This is a genomic window from Cryobacterium frigoriphilum (genome assembly GCF_004403305.1).
GTDB lineage: Bacteria > Actinomycetota > Actinomycetes > Actinomycetales > Microbacteriaceae > Cryobacterium > Cryobacterium frigoriphilum.
On record NZ_SOHE01000048.1, the window covers coordinates 115,772 to 136,839 of the forward strand.

At 65.6% G+C, this 21,068-nt stretch carries 21 protein-coding genes and 1 other RNA gene; 14 read left to right on the forward strand and 8 right to left on the reverse strand.

Annotated elements, in window-relative coordinates:
* The first annotated feature begins 153 nt into the window (after positions 1-153).
* The 9 genes from E3T55_RS11345 (at position 154) to rnpB (ending at position 6,270) form a co-directional block, all read left to right on the forward strand.
* Positions 154-780, forward strand: coding sequence for a GAF and ANTAR domain-containing protein (locus E3T55_RS11345; protein WP_241993014.1), 627 nt, complete (start codon positions 154-156; stop codon positions 778-780).
* Between the two features lie 72 nt (positions 781-852).
* On the forward strand, positions 853-1,566 hold the full coding sequence (locus E3T55_RS11350; RefSeq protein ID WP_134519675.1) for a GAF and ANTAR domain-containing protein: 714 nt from the start codon (positions 853-855) through the stop codon (positions 1,564-1,566).
* A gap of 140 nt (positions 1,567-1,706) precedes the next feature.
* Positions 1,707-2,420 (forward strand): GAF domain-containing protein, encoded by a 714-nt coding sequence (locus E3T55_RS11355; RefSeq protein WP_134519676.1) that lies wholly within the window; start codon positions 1,707-1,709, stop codon positions 2,418-2,420.
* A 25-nt stretch (positions 2,421-2,445) separates the two neighbouring features.
* A complete protein-coding gene (locus tag E3T55_RS11360) occupies positions 2,446-3,159 on the forward strand; it encodes a GAF and ANTAR domain-containing protein (RefSeq protein ID WP_134519677.1) in 714 nt (237 codons plus the stop codon).
* A 157-nt stretch (positions 3,160-3,316) separates the two neighbouring features.
* A complete protein-coding gene (locus tag E3T55_RS11365; RefSeq protein ID WP_134519678.1) occupies positions 3,317-3,652 on the forward strand; it encodes a hypothetical protein in 336 nt (111 codons plus the stop codon).
* 53 nt (positions 3,653-3,705) lie between these two features.
* Positions 3,706-4,170, forward strand: coding sequence for a DUF427 domain-containing protein (locus E3T55_RS11370; protein ID WP_134519679.1), 465 nt, complete (start codon positions 3,706-3,708; stop codon positions 4,168-4,170).
* Between the two features lie 63 nt (positions 4,171-4,233).
* Complete coding sequence (locus E3T55_RS11375) at positions 4,234-5,052, forward strand: Nif3-like dinuclear metal center hexameric protein (RefSeq protein WP_134519680.1); 819 nt, start codon at positions 4,234-4,236, stop codon at positions 5,050-5,052.
* A 63-nt stretch (positions 5,053-5,115) separates the two neighbouring features.
* Positions 5,116-5,853, forward strand: a complete 738-nt coding sequence (locus tag E3T55_RS11380) for a zinc ribbon domain-containing protein (RefSeq protein WP_134519681.1) — start codon at positions 5,116-5,118, stop codon at positions 5,851-5,853.
* A 24-nt stretch (positions 5,854-5,877) separates the two neighbouring features.
* An RNA gene (gene rnpB / locus E3T55_RS11385) (RNase P RNA component class A) lies at positions 5,878-6,270 on the forward strand.
* 82 nt (positions 6,271-6,352) lie between these two features.
* Here the strand turns inward: rnpB and ppgK are convergent.
* Positions 6,353-7,117, reverse strand: coding sequence for a polyphosphate--glucose phosphotransferase (gene ppgK / locus E3T55_RS11390; protein WP_134519682.1), 765 nt, complete (start codon positions 7,115-7,117; stop codon positions 6,353-6,355).
* Positions 7,118-7,179: 62 nt separating this feature from the next.
* Positions 7,180-8,046, reverse strand: a complete 867-nt coding sequence (gene map, locus E3T55_RS11395; RefSeq protein ID WP_134519683.1) for a type I methionyl aminopeptidase — start codon at positions 8,044-8,046, stop codon at positions 7,180-7,182.
* A gap of 12 nt (positions 8,047-8,058) precedes the next feature.
* Between map and E3T55_RS11400 the strand changes: the two genes are divergently transcribed.
* Positions 8,059-8,247 (forward strand): SPOR domain-containing protein, encoded by a 189-nt coding sequence (locus tag E3T55_RS11400; RefSeq protein WP_134519684.1) that lies wholly within the window; start codon positions 8,059-8,061, stop codon positions 8,245-8,247.
* Between the two features lie 21 nt (positions 8,248-8,268).
* Here E3T55_RS11400 and panB read toward each other — a convergent pair whose 3' ends face one another.
* Positions 8,269-9,126, reverse strand: coding sequence for a 3-methyl-2-oxobutanoate hydroxymethyltransferase (gene panB, locus E3T55_RS11405; protein ID WP_134519685.1), 858 nt, complete (start codon positions 9,124-9,126; stop codon positions 8,269-8,271).
* A gap of 88 nt (positions 9,127-9,214) precedes the next feature.
* Between panB and glnA (E3T55_RS11410) the strand changes: the two genes are divergently transcribed.
* Positions 9,215-10,552, forward strand: coding sequence for a type I glutamate--ammonia ligase (gene glnA / locus E3T55_RS11410; RefSeq protein WP_134519686.1), 1,338 nt, complete (start codon positions 9,215-9,217; stop codon positions 10,550-10,552).
* A gap of 23 nt (positions 10,553-10,575) precedes the next feature.
* Positions 10,576-13,569 (forward strand): bifunctional [glutamine synthetase] adenylyltransferase/[glutamine synthetase]-adenylyl-L-tyrosine phosphorylase, encoded by a 2,994-nt coding sequence (locus E3T55_RS11415; RefSeq protein WP_134519687.1) that lies wholly within the window; start codon positions 10,576-10,578, stop codon positions 13,567-13,569.
* A gap of 103 nt (positions 13,570-13,672) precedes the next feature.
* Here E3T55_RS11415 and glnA (E3T55_RS11420) read toward each other — a convergent pair whose 3' ends face one another.
* The gene (gene glnA / locus E3T55_RS11420) at positions 13,673-15,097 is read right to left on the reverse strand and encodes a type I glutamate--ammonia ligase (RefSeq protein ID WP_134519688.1); all 1,425 of its coding nucleotides are present in this window, start codon (positions 15,095-15,097) and stop codon (positions 13,673-13,675) included.
* Positions 15,098-15,355: 258 nt separating this feature from the next.
* On the opposite strand from glnA (E3T55_RS11420), the gene E3T55_RS11425 reads away from it, so the two are divergent.
* Positions 15,356-15,709, forward strand: coding sequence for an RDD family protein (locus E3T55_RS11425; protein ID WP_134519689.1), 354 nt, complete (start codon positions 15,356-15,358; stop codon positions 15,707-15,709).
* On the opposite strand, the gene E3T55_RS11430 is transcribed toward E3T55_RS11425, so the two are convergent.
* From E3T55_RS11430 to lipB, 3 genes are all read right to left on the reverse strand, one after another.
* Complete coding sequence (locus tag E3T55_RS11430; RefSeq protein ID WP_134519690.1) at positions 15,706-16,413, reverse strand: DUF4191 domain-containing protein; 708 nt, start codon at positions 16,411-16,413, stop codon at positions 15,706-15,708. The two genes, E3T55_RS11425 and E3T55_RS11430, sit on opposite strands and share 4 nt — an antisense overlap.
* Positions 16,414-16,474: 61 nt before the next feature.
* The gene (gene lipA / locus E3T55_RS11435; protein ID WP_134519691.1) at positions 16,475-17,464 is read right to left on the reverse strand and encodes a lipoyl synthase; all 990 of its coding nucleotides are present in this window, start codon (positions 17,462-17,464) and stop codon (positions 16,475-16,477) included.
* Complete coding sequence (gene lipB / locus E3T55_RS11440; RefSeq protein WP_134519692.1) at positions 17,461-18,162, reverse strand: lipoyl(octanoyl) transferase LipB; 702 nt, start codon at positions 18,160-18,162, stop codon at positions 17,461-17,463. Before lipB ends, lipA begins: the two co-directional genes overlap by 4 nt.
* Positions 18,163-18,266: 104 nt before the next feature.
* Between lipB and E3T55_RS11445 the strand changes: the two genes are divergently transcribed.
* Positions 18,267-19,937 carry a protein kinase domain-containing protein gene (locus tag E3T55_RS11445; RefSeq protein WP_134519693.1) on the forward strand — a complete coding sequence of 557 codons (1,671 nt, stop codon included), beginning with the start codon at positions 18,267-18,269 and terminating at the stop codon, positions 19,935-19,937.
* An 11-nt stretch (positions 19,938-19,948) separates the two neighbouring features.
* Here E3T55_RS11445 and sucB read toward each other — a convergent pair.
* Positions 19,949-21,068 (reverse strand): 2-oxoglutarate dehydrogenase, E2 component, dihydrolipoamide succinyltransferase (sucB, locus tag E3T55_RS11450; protein ID WP_134519694.1); only part of this gene is annotated, 1,120 nt, incomplete at its 5' end.

Genomic DNA, 21,068 nt, shown 5'->3' on the forward strand with positions numbered 1-21,068 from the left:
GCGTCACGTTCTGGTGTCAATTTTCTGGCTTCACCCAAGCTCTCGTCGTAAAGTGGTTCATATCACGCCAGCGCGAGGGCAGGAGGCCGATCACTCATGGCATCCTCGGACTTCGCCGAGAGTGACAGCGTCATGCGACCCGATGATTCGCGGTTGTGTGCCCGCTTCGTCTCGGCGCTTCCGATCACGGGCGCCGCAGTGTCCGTTTTCGGCGGGATGGTGCCTGAGACGTCGATCTGCGCCAGTGACGTGATGGCGGCGCGGCTCGACGAGATGCAGTTCGATCTGGGCGAGGGGCCCCGGTGGGATTCGGCGTCATCCCGACTCCCGGTGCACGAGACCCACGTTCAGCACTCCACACACCAGAACTGGCCCATGTTCGGTGCCGCGCTCAAGCAGACCGAAGTCGCCGCCCTCTTCGTCTATCCGTTGTCGGTGGCGGCCCTCGACGTGGGAGTCGTCGAGCTCTACAGCCTGAGGCCGGGGCCGCTGAGCGCCAGGGACAATGCGATCGCACAGGCCCTCGCCTCCGAGACCGCCTGGACTCTGCTGGACCATCTGCTCAGCATGCAGGAGGCTGCCCGCACCACCGAACCACGTGACAACGCGCCGCTGTCGCGGCGAGAAATTCATCAGGCCACCGGGATGGTGCTCGTACAACTGGGTTCGAACGCGACCGAGGCACTTCTGGTGATGCGCGCCCACGCCTTTTCGCACGACAAATCATTACGCGACGTTGCCGGTGACGTCGTGGAGCGGCGGCTGGTCTTTGCGGCCTGAGACGCGAACGCGCGCAGCACTTCGCAGGCAGATTTATTGAGCGTTCATCAGTATTCGCCGTACACTGGTGTCGTGGTCATCCTGTCTCGGGCCTCACGCGTCAGCGAGGCTTTCGTTAAGCTCACCGATGCGTTGGTGGGCCAGTTCGACGTGCTTGACCTGTTGCACACACTCGTTGAGCAGTCGGTGGAACTGCTCGATGCGACCGCCGCCGGCCTGTTGCTGGCCGATCCGAGCGGAAATCTGCAGGTTCTGGCCTCGACGAGTGAGGCGAGCCAGCTGGTTGAGGTTCTGCAGAGCCAGGCCGGGGTCGGCCCCTGCGTCGACTCCTATAAAACCGGCAAGGTCGTCACGCTCGCTGACATCAGGGCCGAGGGCGACCGGTACCCGGACTTTCAGGCTGCCGCGCTGTCTCAGGGTTTCCAATCTGTTCACGCGATCCCGATGCGGGTGCGCCCCCGCACAATCGGTGCACTCAATCTCTTCCGCACCGACAAGGGCGAAATGAACGCCGAAGACGCCTCGATCGGTCAGGCACTGGCCGATGTCGCGACCATCAGCATTCTGCAGGAACGTACGTTTCGTGAGAACACGATGGTCAACGAGCAGCTCCAGCGCGCCCTCAACAGCCGCATCCTCATCGAACAGGCAAAGGGCGTGATCGCGCAGCGCAGCAACGTGGACATGGACGAGGCGTTCCGTCGCCTGCGGGCCTATGCCCGCTCGAACAGCGAGGCCATGCACGACACGGCTCGAAGCGTGATCAACCGCAAGGTCACCCTCTGACGCCACGTCGCAAGCCACACGGGGTGTTTGCCTGAGCGCACGTCTCGGCCATGCCCGCTACGCTATTCGTACCCGCACCGGGGTTTTCGGCCGTCACGAACGTGCACTTGCTCCCGGGCGGACCAAGTTGGGGGGCGACTGTGTCTGATCGTTTTGCCTTCGAAACGGCCGTCAACGTGCTGCTTCGTTCCTCCGCCAGCGGAACCAGTCTCTGCCAACCGTTCCTCACGACCCTGCCCGTCGATGGCGCCGCCATTTCAACGCTTGGTCCTCCGTTTGCGCGGGAAACGCTGTGCGCGACGGATGCGACGGCGGCGCGCTTCGACGAGATCCAGCTCGATCTCGGCGAAGGCCCCCTCTGGTCTGCGGCCGAGACGCGGCGCCCGATGCTCGTGGGAGACATCCGTGGGCCCGCGGACGCTGCCACCGAATCGCGCTGGCCAACCCTGCGCGAGCACAGTGCGTCACTCGAGATCGCTGCCGTGTATGCCTTTCCCCTCATGGTCGGTTCGCTCACCGTGGGCGCGGTCGATCTGCACTCCCGGGTTGCGGGCCTGCTCGATCCCGGCCAGGTCGTCGACGCCCAGGTCTTGGCCGGAATCGCTGCCCGTCACGTGCTGCGACGCGCCCTCAGCGGTTCGGCGCACGAGGCGCAACCCGACGAGGACGGGGAACTCTCGCGCCGAGCCGTGCACCAGGCGACCGGCATGGTGCTGGCGCAGCTGAATTCCACCGCCGGTGATGCGCTCCTGATCATTCACGGCCACGCCTTCGCGAGCGGCCGATCCGTGCGAGCGGTCGCGGCCGATGTCGTGGCGCGGCGCCTCGATTTTTCGGCGCTGGACGAGTCCTAAGCGACCGCGCCGTAGGATTGCAGATATGGTGACCAAAACTCGGGAAGGTCAACTCGTCGAGACTTTCGTGACCCTCGCTGACACGCTCGTCGCGGACTACGACATAGTTGACCTTCTCCACACGCTCGTGGAGAAGTGCGCTGCGCTCCTGGACGCGTCCGCCGCGGGCATCATTCTCTCGGCCGGTGACGGCGAGCTGGAGGTCGTCGCGTCGACCAACGAACGCAGCCGCCTCGTCGAGATCCTGCAATTGCGAGCCGGAAGCGGCCCCTGCGTGGAAAGCTTCACGACCGGTCACTCCGTATCGATTCCGGATATTGCCCTGCTCGGCGATACCTGGCCGCGTTTTCAGAGCGGCGCCCTCGAACAGGGCTTCTCGTCGATGCACGCGGTTCCGCTGCGTCTGCGGGACACCACGATCGGGTCGCTCAACCTGTTTTGGGACCGCAGCGGGGGTCTGAGCGAGGTCGACACCCTCGCCGTTCAAGCACTGGCGGATGTCGCGACGATCGGCATTTTGCAGGAGCGTGCGATCCGTGAGAGCGACGTCGTACGCCAGCAGCTACAGCACGCGCTCAACAGCCGCGTCCTGATCGAGCAGGCAAAAGGCGTCGTCGCGTACATGAACGACGTGCACATGGGTGACGCCTTCAGCCTGATTCGCGACTATGCCCGCAGTAACGGGCTCGCGCTGGCCGAGGTAGCGGAACAGATTGTGAATCGCACCCTCAAAATCTAGCAAGCACACATATGCACCCGGCGAATTCTGCCGATGAATCTCGAGCGAATACGTCGCACGATCCCGAGTCGCGGCGTAGACTGGCCGGTGCCACCCCGGACCCTGGTAGCGCACCAGTAGATGTGAGCTTCGAGGGGAGACCCTTCCGAGGGAGACCATGAAACGTATATTTCACCCAGGCGGTTCGGTCGTCACCGGCAGTGAGTTGGCGGATGCCGTTCTTCTGTACGCAGAGGCACTCAGCAATCGCCGACAGGTCGATGTCGTCGACATTCCTGTCGTTGGTGACTCCGGAGAATTTCTCCGAGCCCAATTTCTGATTGGTTCCGCCAGCCAGCTGGTCAGCGTAACCTCCGAGTCATTCGCTCCCGAGCTCGTTGAGCCCGAGACAACGGATTTCCTGCGCCGCAAGGCACAGACCGGCGCCATGATTCCGGCCTCCTGGACACGCGAGGAATCGGCATCCGCTCAGTTCGACGACTTCGACTACTGATCAGGTTCGATTACTGACCCGGTTCAGCTCTCAACGCAGCGTTCTGGAGGCACATGCAGCAATCGGTCTGGGATTATCCGCGGCCGCCGCGCGTCGAGGAGTGCTTCGACCGGGTGGTCGTGCGCTTTAACGGTCAGGTTCTCGTCGACACCACGACATCCTTTCGGGTGCTGGAGACGAGCCACCCGCCGGGCTATTACCTTCCGCTGACGGCCTTCCTTCCCGGCGCGCTCCAGCCGACCCGGCGACGCACCGTGTGTGAGTTCAAGGGCGTCGCGGCCTACCTCGACGTCGTGCTCGACGGGCGCCGGGCTGATGCAGCGGCCTGGCTGTACCCCGACCCCACGGCCGGCTACGAGGCGCTGCGAAACCACGTTGCCCTGTACCCGGGCCTGATGGAGGAGTGCACGGTCAACGGCGAGGTCGTCACCAAACAAGACGGCGACTTCTACGGCGGGTGGATCACCCGCAACATCGTCGGCCCGTTCAAGGGTGCCGCCGGCACGCTGGGCTGGTAGTGCTGGGCCGGTAGGGCAGGGGTGGAAGCAGAGCAGCATGGGTGGCACGGGTAGTCTGGGACGGTGTCTTTTTCCCTGAACGACGTCACCCGGGTCATCCATGACCTGTGGCCACTGTCCGGCGCCTCCGCGTGGGACGCTCCGGGGCTCGTGACCGGCCGGGGAACCGACCCGATCACCTCGATTCATCTGGCCGTCGACGCCGTCTCGCTGACCGTTGACGAGGCGATCGATCTCGACGCCGACCTGCTGTTCGTGCACCATCCGTTGTTGCTTCGCGGCGTGGTCACCGTGGCGGAAGACACCTACAAGGGCGCCCTGCTCGCCCGACTCATCCGTGCCCGCTGCGCGCTGCTGGCCGCCCACACCAACGCCGACGTCGTCGTCGACGGTGTCTCCGACATTTTCGCCACCCGCCTGGGCCTCGAGAATGCCCGGCCCATCGAGCAGGGCGACGTGCCGGCAACCGGCATCGGACGCGTCGGGCGACTGGCCGAGCCGACGACCCTCGGCGCACTCGCCCGGCGGCTGGCCGCTCTGCTGCCGGCAACGGCCTCGGGCGTGCGGGTGTCGGGTGATTACGGCGACCCCATCTCGACCGTCGCGCTGTGCGGGGGAGCGGGGGATTCCCTGCTGCGCCACCCCCTGGTGACCTCGGCGGATGTCTACATCACCTCGGACCTGCGCCACCACCCGGCGTCAGAGGCCCGCGAACAGGCCGGCCTGTCCACCGGCCCGGCCCTGATCGATGTCTCGCACTGGGCGAGCGAGTGGCTCTGGCTCGACACCGCGGCCGCGCAGCTGCGCGCGGCACTCCCCGGCGTCACCGTCACCGTCAGCGAGATCCGCACCGACCCGTGGGACTTCGTCGTCATGCAGTAACCTGCACTCTCGAAGCCTCTCCCCATCTCTCTCCCAATTCCACATTCGTACAGTCAGGACATCGTGAAGGCATCTCCCCTCGAGCAGAAGGAGCTTCTGCGGCTCCAGGCTGCGGACATCAAGGTTGTCCAGCTCACCCACCAGACCACCGCGCTTCCCGAGATCGCCGTTCTCAAGACACTCGGAACGAGCCTCGACGCCACCAAGATGACGCTCGCCGCGCGCAGCGGCGAACGTGACGACGTGCGCACGGAGCTTCGACGTATCGAGTCCGACGTTGAGGTCGTCGAAAAGCGCATTCAGCGCGACACCGAGCGGGCGCAGGCCACCTCGTCGGTGAAGGATGTGCAGGCGTTTGAGCTCGAACTCACGGCGCTGCGCAAGCGTCTGCTTGACCTCGAAGAGATCGAGATCGCCGTGATGGAACGGCTCGAGGAGCACGACGCATCCGTCGCCACGGTCGAAACCGAGCGCGACGCGCTTCTCGCTCAGATCACCGAGACGGAAGGCCTGCGTAACGACAAGCTCGTCGACGTGCATCGCCAGCTCGGGGAACTCGTCAGGGACCGGGAAACCGTTGCGGCGAGTATCCCGCCCGAGCTGTCGGCCCTCTATGAGAAGCGCCGCATTACCGGCCACGGCAACGCAGCCGCTCTGCTGCGGGCCCGCACCTGCAGCGGCTGCACCATGACGCTCACCGGCAGTGACCTGGCCGACGTGCGTCAGGCGCCCGTCGACGAGGTCGTCTTCTGCCCCGACTGCGGCGCGATCCTCGTGCGCACGGAGGAATCGGGCATCTAGAGCCTGTAGGCTGGACCCTTGGATTGGGTCGACAAGACGGTCGCGTCATCCGTTGGGTTTTCGGACCGAGCGGATGCCGAGGAACGTCCGGGCTCCACAGAGCAGGATGGTGGGTAACACCCACCCGGGGCAACCCGCGAGACAGTGCCACAGAAAGTAGACCGCCACCGGCAGAGCCTTCGGGCCCGGCCAGGGGTAAGGGTGAAACGGTGGTGTAAGAGACCACCAGAGGCCAGGGTGACCTGGTCGGCTAGGTAAACCTCGTCCGGAGCAAGGTCAGACAGAAAGCGCTAAGGCGGCTCGCCGAGCTTTCGGGTAGGCCGCTAGAGGGCTGCGGCAACGTAGTCCCGAGATAGATGGCCGTCAACGGTGCCTTGTGCACCCGAACAGAACCCGGCGTAATAGCCGGCCCAGTCCACACAGAAAGCCCCCGACGTTCGCGTCGGGGGCTTTCTTGGTTGTGCCGGGTGCGGTGGTGCCGGGTGCGGTGGCGTGACGGCTAGGCGGCCGGTTCGAACTTCACGGCGAGGGCCGCTGCGCCAAGGATTCCGGCGTTGTTGCGGTGCACGGCCGGGATGATCGGGGTGTTGAGCGTGAGCAACGGCAGAAATTCCTGGTGGTACTTCGAGACGCCACCGCCGACGATGAACAGGTCCGGAGTGAAGAGGCGCTCGAGCGTGCCATAGTACTTCTGCAGGCGTGTGGCCCACTTCTCCCAGCTCAGGTTCTCCTTCTCCTTCGCCGAGAAGGCGGCCTTGGTCTCGTAGTCTTTGCCGTCGATCTCCAGGTGACCGAGCTCGGTATTGGCAACGAGCACGCCGTCATTGAGCAGCGCCGTGCCGATGCCGGTGCCGAGGGTGGTGAGGAGGACAACACCACCGACCCCCTTCGCTGCCCCGAACTGTGCCTCCGCGTAACCCGCGGCATCCGCGTCGTTCACGAAGTGAATGTTCTGCCCGAGGGCTTTTTCGAAGAGTTCCTCGGCCGCGAGGCCGATCCACTTGTCCGATACGTTCGCGGCGGACATGGTGCGACCGTTCTTGACCACGGCCGGAAAGCACACGCCCACCGGCAGGTCGGAGACGCCCGCGGACACCGTCTTCAGGAGGCCACGAGTGACCTCGATGATGTCCTGCGGCCGCCCGCCCTTGGGAGTGGGAAGTTTAACCCGATCGGACAGCAGAGCCCCGGTGGCCAGATCGACAACCGCCCCCTTGATGCCGGTGCCGCCGATGTCGATTCCTATAGCCGTCGTTGAACTCATGGGTTAAAACCTACCGGCTACGGGCGCCGGCTACAGGCCCTGACCCCAAACGCTGTCTCCGGCTAGGGCAGTGTCAGAATCTCGGCACCGCGTTCCGTGACCACGAGCGTGTGCTCGAACTGGGCCGTCACGCTCTTGTCCTTGGTCGTGACCGTCCAGTCGTCCGCCCAGATGTCGGACTCCTGGCCGCCGAGGGTGAGCATCGGCTCGATCGTGAAGACCATGCCGACCTCCATGACGGTGTCGTAGCGCGGTGCGGAGTCGTAGTGCGGAATGATCAGCCCGGAGTGGAAGGCTTCGCCGACACCGTGTCCCGTATAGTCCCGCACGACACCGTAATTGAAACGTTTGGCGTAGGACTCGATGGCTCGTCCGATGACGTTCACCTGCCGTCCGGGAGCGACGGCCTTGATGCCGCGCATCATGGCCTCCTTGGTACGTTCGACCAGCAGGGTGACGGCTTCGCTGGCCTCGCCGACGATGAACGTGACGTTGGTGTCCCCGTGCACACCGTTCTTGAAGGCGGTGATATCGATGTTGACGATGTCGCCCTCATCGAGCACGGTGGTGTCGGGGATGCCGTGGCAGATGACCTCGTTGACCGAGCTGCAGAGCGACTTCGGATAGCCGCGGTAGCCGAGCGTCGAGGGATAGGCGTCGTGCGCGACCATATAGTCGTGCCCGATCTGGTCGAGCTCTTCGGTCGTGATGCCCGGGCGGATGGCCTGGCCGACGGCCTCGATCGCCCGTGCGGCAATCTGGCCGGAGGCGCGAATCTGCTCGATGCGCGCCGGGCTGTAGACATCCGAACCGGTGAAGGGCGCCGGAGCCTTCCTCCCCACGTACTCGGGGCGGGGAATGTGCGCGGGAACGAAACGGGTCGCGGAGACCGTTCCAGGGAGCAGGTGACCGATGGAATCCTTAGGCATAGGATCAAGCTTATGGCCGCCGACACTGAACACCAGTTCTGGTACAACATGCGCACGGGCGAAGTCGAACAGGGCTTCCAATCGGCGTCGATCGATCGGGTGGGCCCCTTTGCCACCCATGTCGAGGCGACGCACGCCCTCGAGAAGCTGCGCGCGAACAGCGCGAAGTGGTCGGAAGACGACGCGCGCGACAATCAGTAGCCGCGTTGGGTCGGCCGGAACCTACTCGTAGTTGTGTTCCGGGGCCGGGTAGCTGCCGGAGTTGACGTCGGCGCGAAAGCGCTGCACGGCATCCGTCAATACCCCGCGCAGGTCGGCGTACTGGCGAACGAAGCGCGGCACTCGACCCTCGGTCATACCGGCGAAGTCGGTCCAGACCAGAAGCTGGCCGTCAACGGATGGACCGGCCCCGACCCCGATCGTCGGGATCGACAGCGCCTTCGTCACCTCGGCCGCGACGGTGGCGGGCACCATTTCGAGCACGACAGCGAAGGCTCCGGCCTCCTGCACCGCGAGGGCGTCGGCGAGCAACTGCTCGGCCGCCTCGCCACGCCCCTGAATCATATGGCCGCCGAGCCCGTGCTCGCTCTGTGGGGTGAAGCCGATGTGGCCCATCACCGGGATGCCGGCGCCGACGATACGTTTGATCTGCTTGTGGCTGCGCACACCACCCTCGAGCTTGACCGCGTGCGCCTGGGCCTCTTTCATGAAGCGCACCGCCGTCGACAGGGCCTGATCCGGTCCGCTCTCGTAGGAGCCGAACGGCATGTCGGCGACCACGAGCGCGCGGGTGACCGCGCGAGCGACGGCGCGGGTGAGGGGAATGAGCTCATCGATGGTGACCGGCAGGGTCGTCTCGTAACCGAAGACGTTATTGCCGGCGGAATCGCCGACCAGCAGAAAGTCGATGCCGGCCTGGTCGAAAATCTGGGCCGTGAGCATGTCATAGCTCGTCAGGCCGGTAATCGGAATACCCTGCGCCTTGGCGTTGTGAAAGTGGCGGGTACGCACCCGTTTAGGCCCGGGCGGCACCTCACCGTAGGTCTTTTGCTCGGAAACGGGCCCTGTCAGCTCTGGCATGCCTCAAGTGTAGTCAGGGCGCCCGGCCCGGGGGCGCGTCGGGGGCGAGCCGAAACGGTAGCCTAGGAGAGAACCTGAAGGGGCCTGAATGGACAAGCAGCGCGATTTCGTTCTCCGTACCATCGAAGAGCGGGGAATCAAGTTCGTTCGACTGTGGTTCACCGACGTCGTGGGAACACTCAAATCGGTGGCCATCGCACCGGCCGAGGTCGAGGGAGCCTTCAATGAGGGGCTCGGATTCGACGGCTCGGCGATTGAGGGGCTCACGCGTTCCTTCGAAGCGGATGTTCTGGCCCACCCGGACCCCACCACCTTTCAGATCCTGCCGTGGCGCGGTGAGGTCGATCCGACCGCGCGCATGTTCTGCGACATCACCACCCCCGACGGCCAGCCCGCCGTCGCGGACCCGCGCAACGTGCTCAAGCGCACGCTCGCGAAGGCCGCCGACCGTGGCTTCACCTTCTACACGCACCCGGAGATCGAGTTCTACCTGCTCAAGTCCTCCAAGTTCGGTAAAGACGGCCCGGTGCCGGTCGACTCGGCCGGATACTTCGACAACGTTCCCGGCGGCACCGCCCACGACTTCCGGCGCCGTTCGGTGCGCATGCTCGAAGACCTCGGCATCTCGGTGGAGTTCAGCCACCACGAGGCCGGTCCCGGCCAGAACGAGATCGACCTGCGGTACGCCGACGCGCTCACGACCGCCGACAACATCATGACCTTCCGCACCGTGGTCAAAGAGGTCGCCATCGAGCAGGGCGTCTACGCCACCTTCATGCCCAAGCCGATGTCCGAACACCCCGGTTCCGGCATGCACACGCACCTCTCGCTCTTCGAAGGCGACACCAACGCGTTCTACGAGGCCGGCGCGCAATACCAGCTGTCCAAGACCGGACGCCACTTCATCGCCGGACTGCTCAAGCACGCGCCGGAGATCACGGCCGTCACCAACCAGTTCGTGAACTCCTACAAGCGGCTCTGGGGCGGCGGTGAGGCACCCAGTTTCGTCTGCTGGGGCCACAACAACCGCTCCGCCCTGATTCGCGTGCCGCTCTACAAGCCCAACAAGGGCCAGAGCTCGCGCATCGAGTACCGTGCCATCGACTCGGCCGCCAACCCGTACCTCGCCTACTCTCTGATGCTCGCTGCGGGCCTCAAGGGCATCGAAGAGGGCTACGAGTTGCCGCCGGAGGCCGAAGACAACGTCTGGAGCCTCAGCGACACCGAGCGACGCGCGCTCGGCTACGCCCAGCTGCCGGCCAGCCTCGACCACGCGATCCAGCTGATGTCGGATTCCGAGCTCGTGGCCGAGACCCTGGGGGAGCACGTCTTCAACTTCGTGCTGCTGAACAAGCGCCAGGAATGGCGCGAGTACCGCTCTCAGGTCACCCCCTTTGAGCTGCGCAAGAACCTCGAGATGCTCTAGGAGTTCCCGTCGAACGGTACGCGATGGCGCGCAACGAGCTCACTCTGACGGACCTCGCCCGGGTCGGCTTCGCCGATTTCGGGCAGGCCCGTTCCGGCCTGTCCGAGGTCGCCGCACTGGGCGGCCCGGTGACAGCGGACCTGTTGCCGTTGCTGGCACAGACGGCGAATCCCGACAGCGCCCTCGCGGCGTTGCACGTGCTGCTGCGGCAGTGGCCATCCGAGGTCGGCGCCCTGCTGCGCATTCCGAGCGCACCCCTGCGGCTGCTGCGCGTGCTTGGCGCCAGCACCGGCCTCACCGAATTCTTCCTTCGTCATCCGGAAGAGCTCGATGTGCTGCACGGCGCGGCCCCGGCATTGCCGACGGCGCCGCAACTGACCGCCGACCTGCTCGCCTCCGTGGGCGCCACGGATGGATTCGCGACCGTGCCCGACGCCGAGGTCTGGGGGGCGCTGCGGGTGCGCTACCGGCGCCGCCTCGCCGAGATCGCCGCCTACGACCTCGAACAGGCCGATCCGGTGGCCGGTGTAGACGGCATCGCCTGTGCCCTGGCCGATCTCGCTTCGGCGGCCCTCGATGCCGGACTCGCCGTCGCGCGCAGCCTGGCCTCCGGCCCGGTCGCCGGTCGTGGCGTCTTTGCGGTGCCGGAGGTGCGCGCCACTCGCCTCGCGATCATCGGCATGGGCAAGGCGGGGGCGAGCGAACTCAACTATGTCAGCGACGTCGACGTGATCTTCGTCGCCGAGGGAGACGCGGAGCTCGACACGGCGCGTGCGGTGGAGATCGCGACCCGGCTGGCTATTCTCGTGATGCGCGGCCTGCACGAGACCGACATCGAGCCCGAGCTGTGGGAGGTCGATGCGAACCTGCGCCCCGAGGGAAAAAACGGCGCCCTCGTGCGCTCGCTCGAGTCGCACATCAAGTACTACGATCGGTGGGCGAAGAGCTGGGAATTCCAGGCGCTGCTCAAGGCACGCCCCCTCGCCGGCGACCGCGAGCTCGGCGACCGCTACCTCGCGGCGGTCGCCCCCCTCGTCTGGAGCAGCGCGAGCCGCGAGAACTTCGTCGAATCCGTGCAGCGGATGCGTGAGCGTGTCACCCAGAACATCCCCGACGACGAGGTCGACGTGCAGCTCAAGCTCGGTCCGGGTGGCCTGCGGGACATCGAGTTCACGGTGCAGCTGCTGCAGCTGGTTCACGGACAGACCGACCCCTCGGTACGCCAACCCGGCACCCTGCCCGCGCTCACCGCCCTCGCCGACGCCGGCTACGTCGGACGAGCCGAGGCGGCCGACTTCGCCCTCGACTATCGCATGCTGCGGCTCATGGAGCACCGCCTGCAGCTGGAGCGCCTGCGACGCACGCACCTGGTGCCGCGCGATCAGGACAGCCTGCGCGTTCTGGCCAGGGCCACGGGCCTCGCGACGAACGCCGAGGGCCTCACGATCCGGTGGGCCGATATCAAACTGCGTGTGCGCGGCCTGCACGAGCGACTCTTCTATCGGCCGCTGCTGTCCGCCGTGGCCGCGCTTCCGGCGGAGGGACTCAACCTCACGAGTGCCCAGGCCGAGGCCCGACTCGCCGCGATCGGCTTCCGCAATACCCAGGGCGCCCTCGCTCATATTGCCGTGCTCTCCGCCGGGGTGTCCCGGCGAGCCACCATCCAACGCCATCTGCTTCCCGTCATGCTGCAGTGGTTCTCGCAGGGCGCCGACCCGGATTACGGCCTGCTGGCCTTTCGACGGCTGAGCGACAACCTCGGCTCGACCTATTGGTTTCTGCGCATGCTGCGGGACTCCTCCGGCGCCGCTGAGCGGTTGACCCGGGTACTCTCCGGCTCGCGCTTCGTCGGCGAACTTCTCGAAACGATTCCCGAATCCGTCGCCTGGCTGGAGGACGAAGACGATCTGCGGCCCCGACCTCTCATCGCCCTGCAGGCGGAGGCGCGTGCGGTGCTGGCGCGCCATGAGAGCGCCGACGCGGCGGCATCCATTCTGCGCACGGCGCGGCGCCGGGAAATGCTGCGGCTGGCGTTCTCGTCGATCCTGGGCGAGATCTCGATCGATGAGCTCGCGGTCGGGCTGACCGACGTCACGTCGACCTTCATTCAGGGCGTCGTCTCGGCCATTCGCGGGGATGACCTGCGCGGCACGTCCCCGGATGGGATCGAGTTCGCCGTCATCGGCATGGGCCGTTTCGGGGGAGCCGAGCTGGGGTTCGGGTCGGATGCCGACGTTATGTACGTCTTTCGGCCCGGCCGGCTCGAGGGTGCCGAAGCGCACGATCGCGCGAGCTTCATCGTGCGCGAGCTCAAACGCCTCACCGACGACAACCGGCTGCCGCTCGACCTGGACATCGGTTTGCGCCCCGAGGGCAGCAACGGCCCGGTGGTGCGCTCGCTTGACTCGTACGCCGCCTACTACGCGCGGTGGTCGCTCACCTGGGAGGCCCAGGCCCTGTTGCGTGGGCGCGGTGTCGCCGGTGACACGGCCCTGCTGGCCGACTTCGAACACCTCGCGGACGCGGTGCGGTATCCCACCGCGATCGCCCTGCAGGAAGTGCGCGAGGTGAAACGCATCAAGGCGCGGGTCGAAAACGAGCGGCTGCCGCAGGGCGCAGATCCGAATCGCCACCTGAAGCTCGGACGGGGTTCGCTGAGCGACGTGGAATGGTTCGTGCAGCTGATGCAACTGCAGCACGCGGCCGCGGTGCCGAGCCTGCGCACGACATCGACGCTCGTTGCACTGACCGAGTCGGTCACGGCCGGTCTGGTGAGCGAAGCGGATGCCGCAACGCTGCGCGCCGCCTGGATCTTCGCGTCGCGCGCGCGCTCGGCGATCACCCTGTGGACCAACCGCACGTCAAACGTGCTGCCGACCGACCGTGACGCGCTCGAGGGCATCGCCCGCGTCATGGAATACCCACCGGGCTCGGGAAACGAGCTCGAAGAGGATTACCTCGCCGTCACGCGCCGTTCCCGGGCTGTCTTCGAGCGCCTCTTCTACGGCCCGGCTTAAAACGCCGCGAGAGCGGGTGAAGCGCCGGTTAGAGAAACTCTAAGCGACGTTTCACCCGCTCTCGCGGGGGTGTGGAGCTGTGGAGCTGGTTTATGCCGAGTGGTTAGACGCCGTAGTAGAGTTCGAACTCGAACGGGTGCGGGCGCTGCGCGAGGGGCTTGATCTCGTTTTCACGCTTGTACGAGATCCAGGTTTCGATCAGTTCGGGCGTGAACACGTTGCCGGCAAGCAAGAACTCGTGGTCGGCTTCGAGCGCCTGCAGGGCCTCTTCGAGGGAGGCGGGAACCTGCGGGATGTTCTTGGCTTCCTCGGGCGGAAGCTCGTAGAGGTCCTTGTCGACGGGCTCGTGCGGCTCGATGCGGTTCTTGATGCCGTCGAGGCCAGCCATGAGCTGCGCGGCGAAGGCGAGGTACGGGTTACCGGACGCATCGGGTGCGCGGAACTCGAGGCGCTTGGCCTTGGGGTTGGTGCCCGTGATCGGGATGCGGATCGAGGCCGAACGGTTACCGGCCGAGTAGACCAGGTTGACCGGGGCTTCGAAGCCGGGAACGAGACGGTGGTACGAGTTGACCGTCGGGTTGGTGAAGGCGAGAACGGCCGGGGCGTGCTTCAGCAGTCCGCCGATGTACCAGCGAGCGACGTCGGACAGTCCGCCGTAGCCGGCCTCATCATAGAAGAGCGGCTTGCCGTCGGCCCAGAGGGACTGGTGCGTGTGCATTCCCGACCCGTTGTCGCCGAACAGCGGCTTCGGCATGAAGGTCGCCGTCTTGCCCCAGTCGTGCGCGGTGTTCTTGACGATGTACTTGAACTTGAGCAGGTCGTCCGCGGCGTGAACCATGGTGTCGAACTTGTAGTTGATCTCGCCCTGGCCGCCGGTGCCGACCTCGTGGTGGCTGCGCTCGAGGATAAGGCCGGAGTCGATGAGCTTGAGGCAGATGTCATCGCGCATGTCGACGTGCTGGTCGACGGGGCTGACCGGGAAGTAGCCGCCCTTGAAGGGGGTCTTGTTGGCGAGGTTGCCGCCCTCTTCCTTCTTGCCTGAGTTCCAGGCGCCCTCGCTCGAGTCGACGGAGTAGAAGCTGGTGTGCTGGTTCACTTCGTAGCGCACGTCGTCGAAGATGTAGAACTCGGCTTCGGAGCCGAAGAAGGCGGTGTCGCCGATGCCGGTCGACGCGAGGTACTTTTCGGCCTTCTTGGCTACCTGGCGCGGGTCCTTGGAGTAGATCTCGCCGTTGCGCGGGTTGTAGATGTCGAAGAGCATGATGAGCGTCTTCTCGGCACGGAACGGGTCGAGGTACGCGGTCGACACGTCGGGGATGAGCTGCATGTCGGATTCGTGGATCGACGCGAAACCGCGGATCGAGGAACCATCAAACATTTGGCCGACGGTGAAGAATTCTTCATCAACGGTCGAGGCCGGGATGTTGAAGTGCTGCTGTACACCGGGAAGATCGGTGAAACGGATGTCAAGAAACTTGACGTCATTGTCTTTGATGAATTTGAGCACTTCGGACGAATCGCGGAACATGCGGTTTTACTCCAGACGACGGGGGCGTAGATCTCGTTGGCTGAGAATTGGTGAGACAACTTCTCAGTCGCGCACTGCGAAAACACACTGCGGCTTCAATGAGATTAGTGGGATGGCGTTTCCCGACGGTGACGCGAATGTTTCCCGCATGTTACAGCGCGGGTGTCTCGGTAGACTCGACACGTGCCGGACTCATCTTCAAAATCTACCAGCTTTGGTTCCCTTCCCCCGAGCCAGTGGCCGGGGGAGCGACTGGGAATGCCCCGATCCGGCCCCGGATCCGTGGGGCGGGTGGGTCGACGCCTGGGCGGAATCGCCATCGACTGGGCCCTCGCGGTCGGCGTGTCTCTGGCGTTCTTCGACTACGAGGAGTTCGCGACCCTGCTCGTGTTCGTCGTGCTGCAGATCGTGTTCATTCCGACCATCGGCGGCAGCATCGGCCAGCGATTCGTCGGGTTGCGCACCGTGGCGCTGCAGGGCGGCTGGATCGGCCTGTGGCGACCGGCCGTGCGCACGGCGCTGCTCGTGCTCGCCCTGCCCGCGCTGGTCTGGGATTCAGACCAGCGCGGGTTTCACGACAAGGTCGCGGGCACCGTGCTCATTCGGTCTTAGCCGCGCTGCGGCCGGGCCTTCATCGGGTCGACGCCCTTGGGGATCGGCAGCTTGGTTCCCAGTGAACTCAGCCGATTGTTGACGGCGAGGACCTCGGCCTTGGTCAGCGTCGGCTTGATGCGGGTCAGCTTGCCGGCGAGCTTGTGCAGCGGTACGGCGTCTTCATCGGGGCCGACCGAGACGACGGTGATCGGGATCGTGCCGAGCACGCGGGTGACCTTGCGGCGTTCTTCTTCTACCATGCGGGTCGTGCGGGTTCGCGGTCCCTCGCTGATGAGAACGACTCCACCGCGGCCGATAGCGCGGTAGACCGCGTCCTGCGTCTTGCCGTTGACCGCGACGGGCATTTCGCTGCCGACCCAGCCGCGCTTGAGAGAGCTGCGCAGCACCGCGCCGACGGCACCGGGCTGGCCCTCGATTTGCGAGTACGCGGCCTTCTCGGCCCGACGACCCAGAATGATGAGCATGGCCAGGATGCCGGCCAGTACCCCCGAGATGCTCCAGAGCACGATCGAGAACACGTTGCCGGGTGAGAGCAAAAGCGCGAGCCCGACGGCCAGCAGTACCGGAACCAGAAAGGCCAGGACCAGAATCCAGACGATGTTCGAGTCATAGCGCCGGGTCATCTGGAAGACCTGCCACATTTGCTTCATGCGACCGGGCTTTTTGGGGGGTTTAGGAGTTTTCTCCTTGGTGCGTGCCATGCAACTAGACTACCCAGTCACCCGAATACCCGGTGACCGATTTCACCGGGTGCACGTGAGTCTAGGACGCTGCCTGCGCAAAGCCGAGTGACGCATCCGCCAGGTGACGGAGTTCATCCGGCATCTCGCGCCCGCTCTTCACCATCGACTGTGCCCACAGCCGACCGGCGCGGTAGGACGAGCGCACGAGCGGACCGGACAGAACGCCGAGAAAACCGATTTCTTCGGCCTCGGCATTCAGTTCCACGAACTCCTCTGGCCGCACCCAGCGTGCCACGGGCAGGTGCCGGGCGCTTGGACGCAGATACTGGGTGATCGTGATGATATCGGTGCCGGCGTCGTGCAGGTCCTGCAGGGCCTGACTGACTTCGGCACGTTCCTCACCCATGCCCAGGATCAGGTTCGACTTGGTGATCATGCCCGCGTTGCGACCCTGGGTGAGCACATCGAGTGAGCGGTCGTAGCGGAACGCCGGGCGAACGCGCTTGAAGATGCGCGGAACCGTTTCTACATTGTGCGCGAAGACCTCTGGTCTGGCCGAGAACACCTCGGCCAGGTGCTCTGGATTGCCGGAAAAGTCGGGAACGAGAATTTCGACGCCGGTGCCGGGGCTCTGCTGGTGGATCTGACGGATTGTTTCGGCGTACAGCCACGATCCCTCGTCGGGCAGGTCGTCGCGGGCGACGCCGGTGACGGTGGCGTAGCGCAGGTTCATGGCCACGACGGATTCGCCGACGCGTCTCGGTTCGTCGCGGTCGTAGTCCGCGGGCTTACCCGTGTCGATCTGGCAGAAATCGCACCGGCGCGTGCACTGCGAACCGCCGATCAGGAACGTGGCTTCGCGGTCTTCCCAGCACTCGAAGATGTTCGGGCAGCCGGCTTCCTGACAGACGGTGTGCAGCCCCTCGCTCTTGACCAGATTCTGCAGTTTGCGGTATTCCGGGCCCATTTTGGCGACCGTCTTGATCCACGCGGGCTTGCGTTCGATCGGTGTTTCGGCGTTGCGAATTTCGAGGCGCAGCAGTTTGCGGCCTTCGGGGACGGCGCTCATGCTGGCACTCCTTCGGTCGTGAGGGTTGTGGACTGGCCTGATGGGTTGTGGCCTGGTGTGGTTCGGCCTGAATAGGGAAAGGCCGCCAGAAAGGCGCTCTCAATCGGCTCGATCAGTTCGATGGTGTCGATCTGTCGGCCGAGCACCCGCGACATCGTCGTAACACCGGCATCGCGAATTCCGCAGGCGACGATGTTGCTGTAGGCGTCGAGGGAATTGCCGCAGTTGAGCGCGAAACCGTGCATCGTGACGCCCTCGGCGACGCGGATGCCGATGGCGGCAATTTTCTCTTCGAGGCCGGCCTGGCCGACCCAGACTCCCGATCGGCCGGCAACCTGCACGCCCTCAATATCCCAGGAGGCGAGCACGGAGATCAGCAGTCTTTCGAGCGTGCGCACATACTGCACCACGTCGATCGGATCCTGTAGCCGAAAAATGGGATAGCCCACGAGCTGACCGGGGCCATGCCAGGTGATTTTTCCCCCGCGATCGACGTCGATGACCGCCGTACCGTCGCTGGGGCGTTCCTCCGGCAGGGTGCGTTTTCCGGCGGTATACACCGCGGGATGCTCCAGCAGGATGAGTGTGTCCGGTCTCTCTCCCGAGACGACGGAACGATGGACTGCGCGTTGGAGCTCAAGGCCCTCAACATACGGCACGGAGTTGGCGCTTAGCCCCGCGACGACAAAGTCGAGCATGGGAACAGTCTACGGGTTCCTCCACAGGCGCCCGTCGAGGCCAACTGTGCACAAAATCGCAACAGGGACATCGACACGGGTTCTCGCGCAGCCATCATTACCAGATGAGAATTTATCATCGCTCCCACCCCTCATTCGAGGTAGCCCCGCCGGCGGCCGAGGGCACGTGCGCGGCCGGGGTGCCGGACAGCATTCCGGCCAGTATCGCCGGTTACAGCGTCGTTCGCCGCTTGGGGGAGGGACGCCGAAGCGACATCTACCTCGGCCATTCGCCCCTCGGCGACGCGGTTCGCGGTGACTCGAGCGCGAACGGCAGCCAGGTTGCGCTCAAGGTCTACCGCGCGCACATCGATACCGACTCCGTGGAGCGGGAGATCACGGCCCTCACCGAGTCGCGCACGGGACTCGCCCACCTGATCGATGTGGCAACCCTCGGTGACGGTCGGGTGTGCCTCGTGCTGCAACGAATCCGCGGTGATTCCCTGGCCCACTATCTGACGAAGTTCGGTCCGCTGTGCCCCGGCGAAGCGGTGACGATCCTCGCGCCCGTCGTCGTCGCTCTGCGGCAATTGCACTCAACCGGTCTGGTGCACCGGGGCCTGAGCCAGGCCTCGATCCTTATCGACGAACGGGGGCGGCCGGTGCTGCTGGGTCTGGGGTCTCTGGCAACTGTCCCGGCGTCTGGTGCAGATCGGGTCGCGCTGCTGCGTGCTGACTATGCTCGGTTGACGGTTCTTCTCGCCGGTGTGCTCGGTGACGTGGTCGATGATTTGGTCGGAAATGCCGGCGCGGGCGGTGAAAACAGGCCGGGCCAGGCGGGCGTCTCCGGGTCGGCCGCCCTGCTGGCCCGGTGTGAGTCCGCCGCTTCAGCCGCCGTGTTCGTGGCGTGTCTGGAGCAGATCGAGCGCCACCTCTTCGACTGGGCACCGGCACTGGCTCTCAGCTACGGGCGCAACACCACCGCCGGCGCTGGCGCTGCTGTGGTCGCTGCCGTGCCGCGGCTCAGCACGGCACTGGATACGCATCCTCGGAACGCCACATCGCAGGCGACCCGGTTGCGCCTCGGACAGCACGTCGGACAGCACGTCGGACAACGCCTCGGACTGCCCGCCGATGCCGCCGAGCTGCTGAGCTCGGTCACCGAGCTGGGTCGGTATGTGTCGGTGCGGCTGACGACGCTGAACATGCCACGAGTGCACGGACGGTCGCGCGGCACCGGCACGGGCACCGACCGCGGCCGGCCGCAAGCCGTGGCCCGACGCTGGAGCCGGGTCATCTATGCCCTGAGTCTGGCCACCGCGGCCACAATTGCCGCGTTCGTGCTGCTGCCCGCGGTTGCGCCGAATCGGCCCGACGGGTCATCGGCGCAGGCCACGGCACCCGCGCAGGCACCCGTAATGGCACCCGTAATGGCACCGAGTGACGCGGCCACGCTGGCCTCGGACGATCCGGTCGCGGCAGCTCGGGTGCTGCTGACCCTGCGAGCACAGTGTCTGGCAACGGCGTCCCTCGCGTGTCTCGCCGTGACCGACCAGCCCGACGGGCCGCTGATGGCAGCCGATGTCGACAGTATTCGGCACAGCCAGCAGGGTCTGTCTGCAGCGAACGAGGCGCAACCGGCACGCGCAGCCGGTCACCTGGCCACGGTCGAGCTCGTCGAGCGCACGGGCAACTCGGCCCTGATCGCGCTGGTCTTCGATACAGACAAACCGGCCTCGGCCCTGATGATCAGGGGCGAGACCGGTTGGCGTCTGCGCGAACTATTCGACTATTGAGGACTCGTGGGTTAGAGGCCCAGGTTGCCTTCGAACGCGCCGGCTTCGAGCCGGGCCTTCATCGTCGTCAGGAACCGCGCGGCGTCGGCCCCATCGATGATGCGGTGGTCGTAAGACAGCGCGAGGTACACGCTCGACCGAATCGCGATGGAATCAAGGCCATCGTTGGTAACCACGAGCGGCTTCTTGTAGACGATGCCGGTGCCGAGAATTGCGCTCTGCGGCAGAAAAACAACGGGCGTGTCAAACAGTGCGCCACGCGAACCGGTGTTGGTCAGCGTGAACGTTCCGCCGGACAACTCGTCGGGCTTGAGCTTGTTCTCGCGGGTCCGCGCGGCCAGGTCGGCAATCTGAGCGGCAAAGCCGGCCAGATCAAGGTCCCCGGCGTTGCGAACGACGGGGGTCAGCAGCCCGCGCTCGGTGTCAACGGCAATGCTGATGTTCTCGCTCGCCGGGTACACGATGGTGTCCCCGTCAATCGTGGCGTTGACGATCGGGTTCGACTGCAGTGCTTCCGCCGCCGCGAGGGCAAAGAACGGAAGGAACGACAGCTTGTTACCGGTCTTCGCGGCGAACTCGGCCTTGACGCGGTCGCGCAGCATGGCCACGCGGGTGACATCCACCTCGACGACGGTCGTCAGCTGAGCCGACGACTGCATCGAGATGACGGCACGCTCGGCCACGACCTTGCGCAGTCGTGACATCGGCTGGGTCGTTCCACGCAGCGGGGAGATCTCTACAACGGGTGCCGCGAGCGTTGCGGCCGCGGCAGGAATCGCGGCGACGATGTCTTCCTTACGAATGCGGCCGCCGACTCCGGTGCCGCTGATCGTCGACAGGTCGACGCCGGCCTCGTTGGCAAGCTTGCGCACGATCGGAGTGACGTAACCCGACGTGCCCGCGTGGGATCCACGCGCCGTGGGTGCCGGTGCGGCGGCGGGTGCCGGTGCGGCGGCGGGTGCCGGTGCTGCAACCGGTGCCGGTGCTGCAACCGGTGCCGGCGCTGCAACGGGCTCCGGTGCTGCAACCGGTGCCGGCGCTGCAACGGGCTCCGGTGCTGCAACCGGTGCGGGCGCTGCTGCCGGCGCCGGTGCTGCAACGGGCTCGGGTGCGGCGACGGGTTCCGGGGCC

Coding starts and splice junctions, on each gene's coding strand:
- E3T55_RS11360 (WP_134519677.1), top strand. CDS start 2,446: ATGGTGACCAAAACTCGGGAAGGTCAACTCGTCGAGACTTTCGTGACC.
- E3T55_RS11365 (WP_134519678.1), top strand. CDS start 3,317: ATGAAACGTATATTTCACCCAGGCGGTTCGGTCGTCACCGGCAGTGAG.
- E3T55_RS11370 (WP_134519679.1), top strand. CDS start 3,706: ATGCAGCAATCGGTCTGGGATTATCCGCGGCCGCCGCGCGTCGAGGAG.
- ppgK (WP_134519682.1), bottom strand. CDS start 7,117: ATGAGTTCAACGACGGCTATAGGAATCGACATCGGCGGCACCGGCATC.
- map (WP_134519683.1), bottom strand. CDS start 8,046: ATGCCTAAGGATTCCATCGGTCACCTGCTCCCTGGAACGGTCTCCGCG.
- E3T55_RS11400 (WP_134519684.1), top strand. CDS start 8,059: ATGGCCGCCGACACTGAACACCAGTTCTGGTACAACATGCGCACGGGC.
- panB (WP_134519685.1), bottom strand. CDS start 9,126: ATGCCAGAGCTGACAGGGCCCGTTTCCGAGCAAAAGACCTACGGTGAG.
- glnA (WP_134519686.1), top strand. CDS start 9,215: ATGGACAAGCAGCGCGATTTCGTTCTCCGTACCATCGAAGAGCGGGGA.
- E3T55_RS11415 (WP_134519687.1), top strand. CDS start 10,576: ATGGCGCGCAACGAGCTCACTCTGACGGACCTCGCCCGGGTCGGCTTC.
- glnA (WP_134519688.1), bottom strand. CDS start 15,097: ATGTTCCGCGATTCGTCCGAAGTGCTCAAATTCATCAAAGACAATGAC.
- E3T55_RS11425 (WP_134519689.1), top strand. CDS start 15,356: ATGCCCCGATCCGGCCCCGGATCCGTGGGGCGGGTGGGTCGACGCCTG.
- E3T55_RS11430 (WP_134519690.1), bottom strand. CDS start 16,413: ATGGCACGCACCAAGGAGAAAACTCCTAAACCCCCCAAAAAGCCCGGT.
- lipA (WP_134519691.1), bottom strand. CDS start 17,464: ATGAGCGCCGTCCCCGAAGGCCGCAAACTGCTGCGCCTCGAAATTCGC.
- lipB (WP_134519692.1), bottom strand. CDS start 18,162: ATGCTCGACTTTGTCGTCGCGGGGCTAAGCGCCAACTCCGTGCCGTAT.
- E3T55_RS11445 (WP_134519693.1), top strand. CDS start 18,267: ATGAGAATTTATCATCGCTCCCACCCCTCATTCGAGGTAGCCCCGCCG.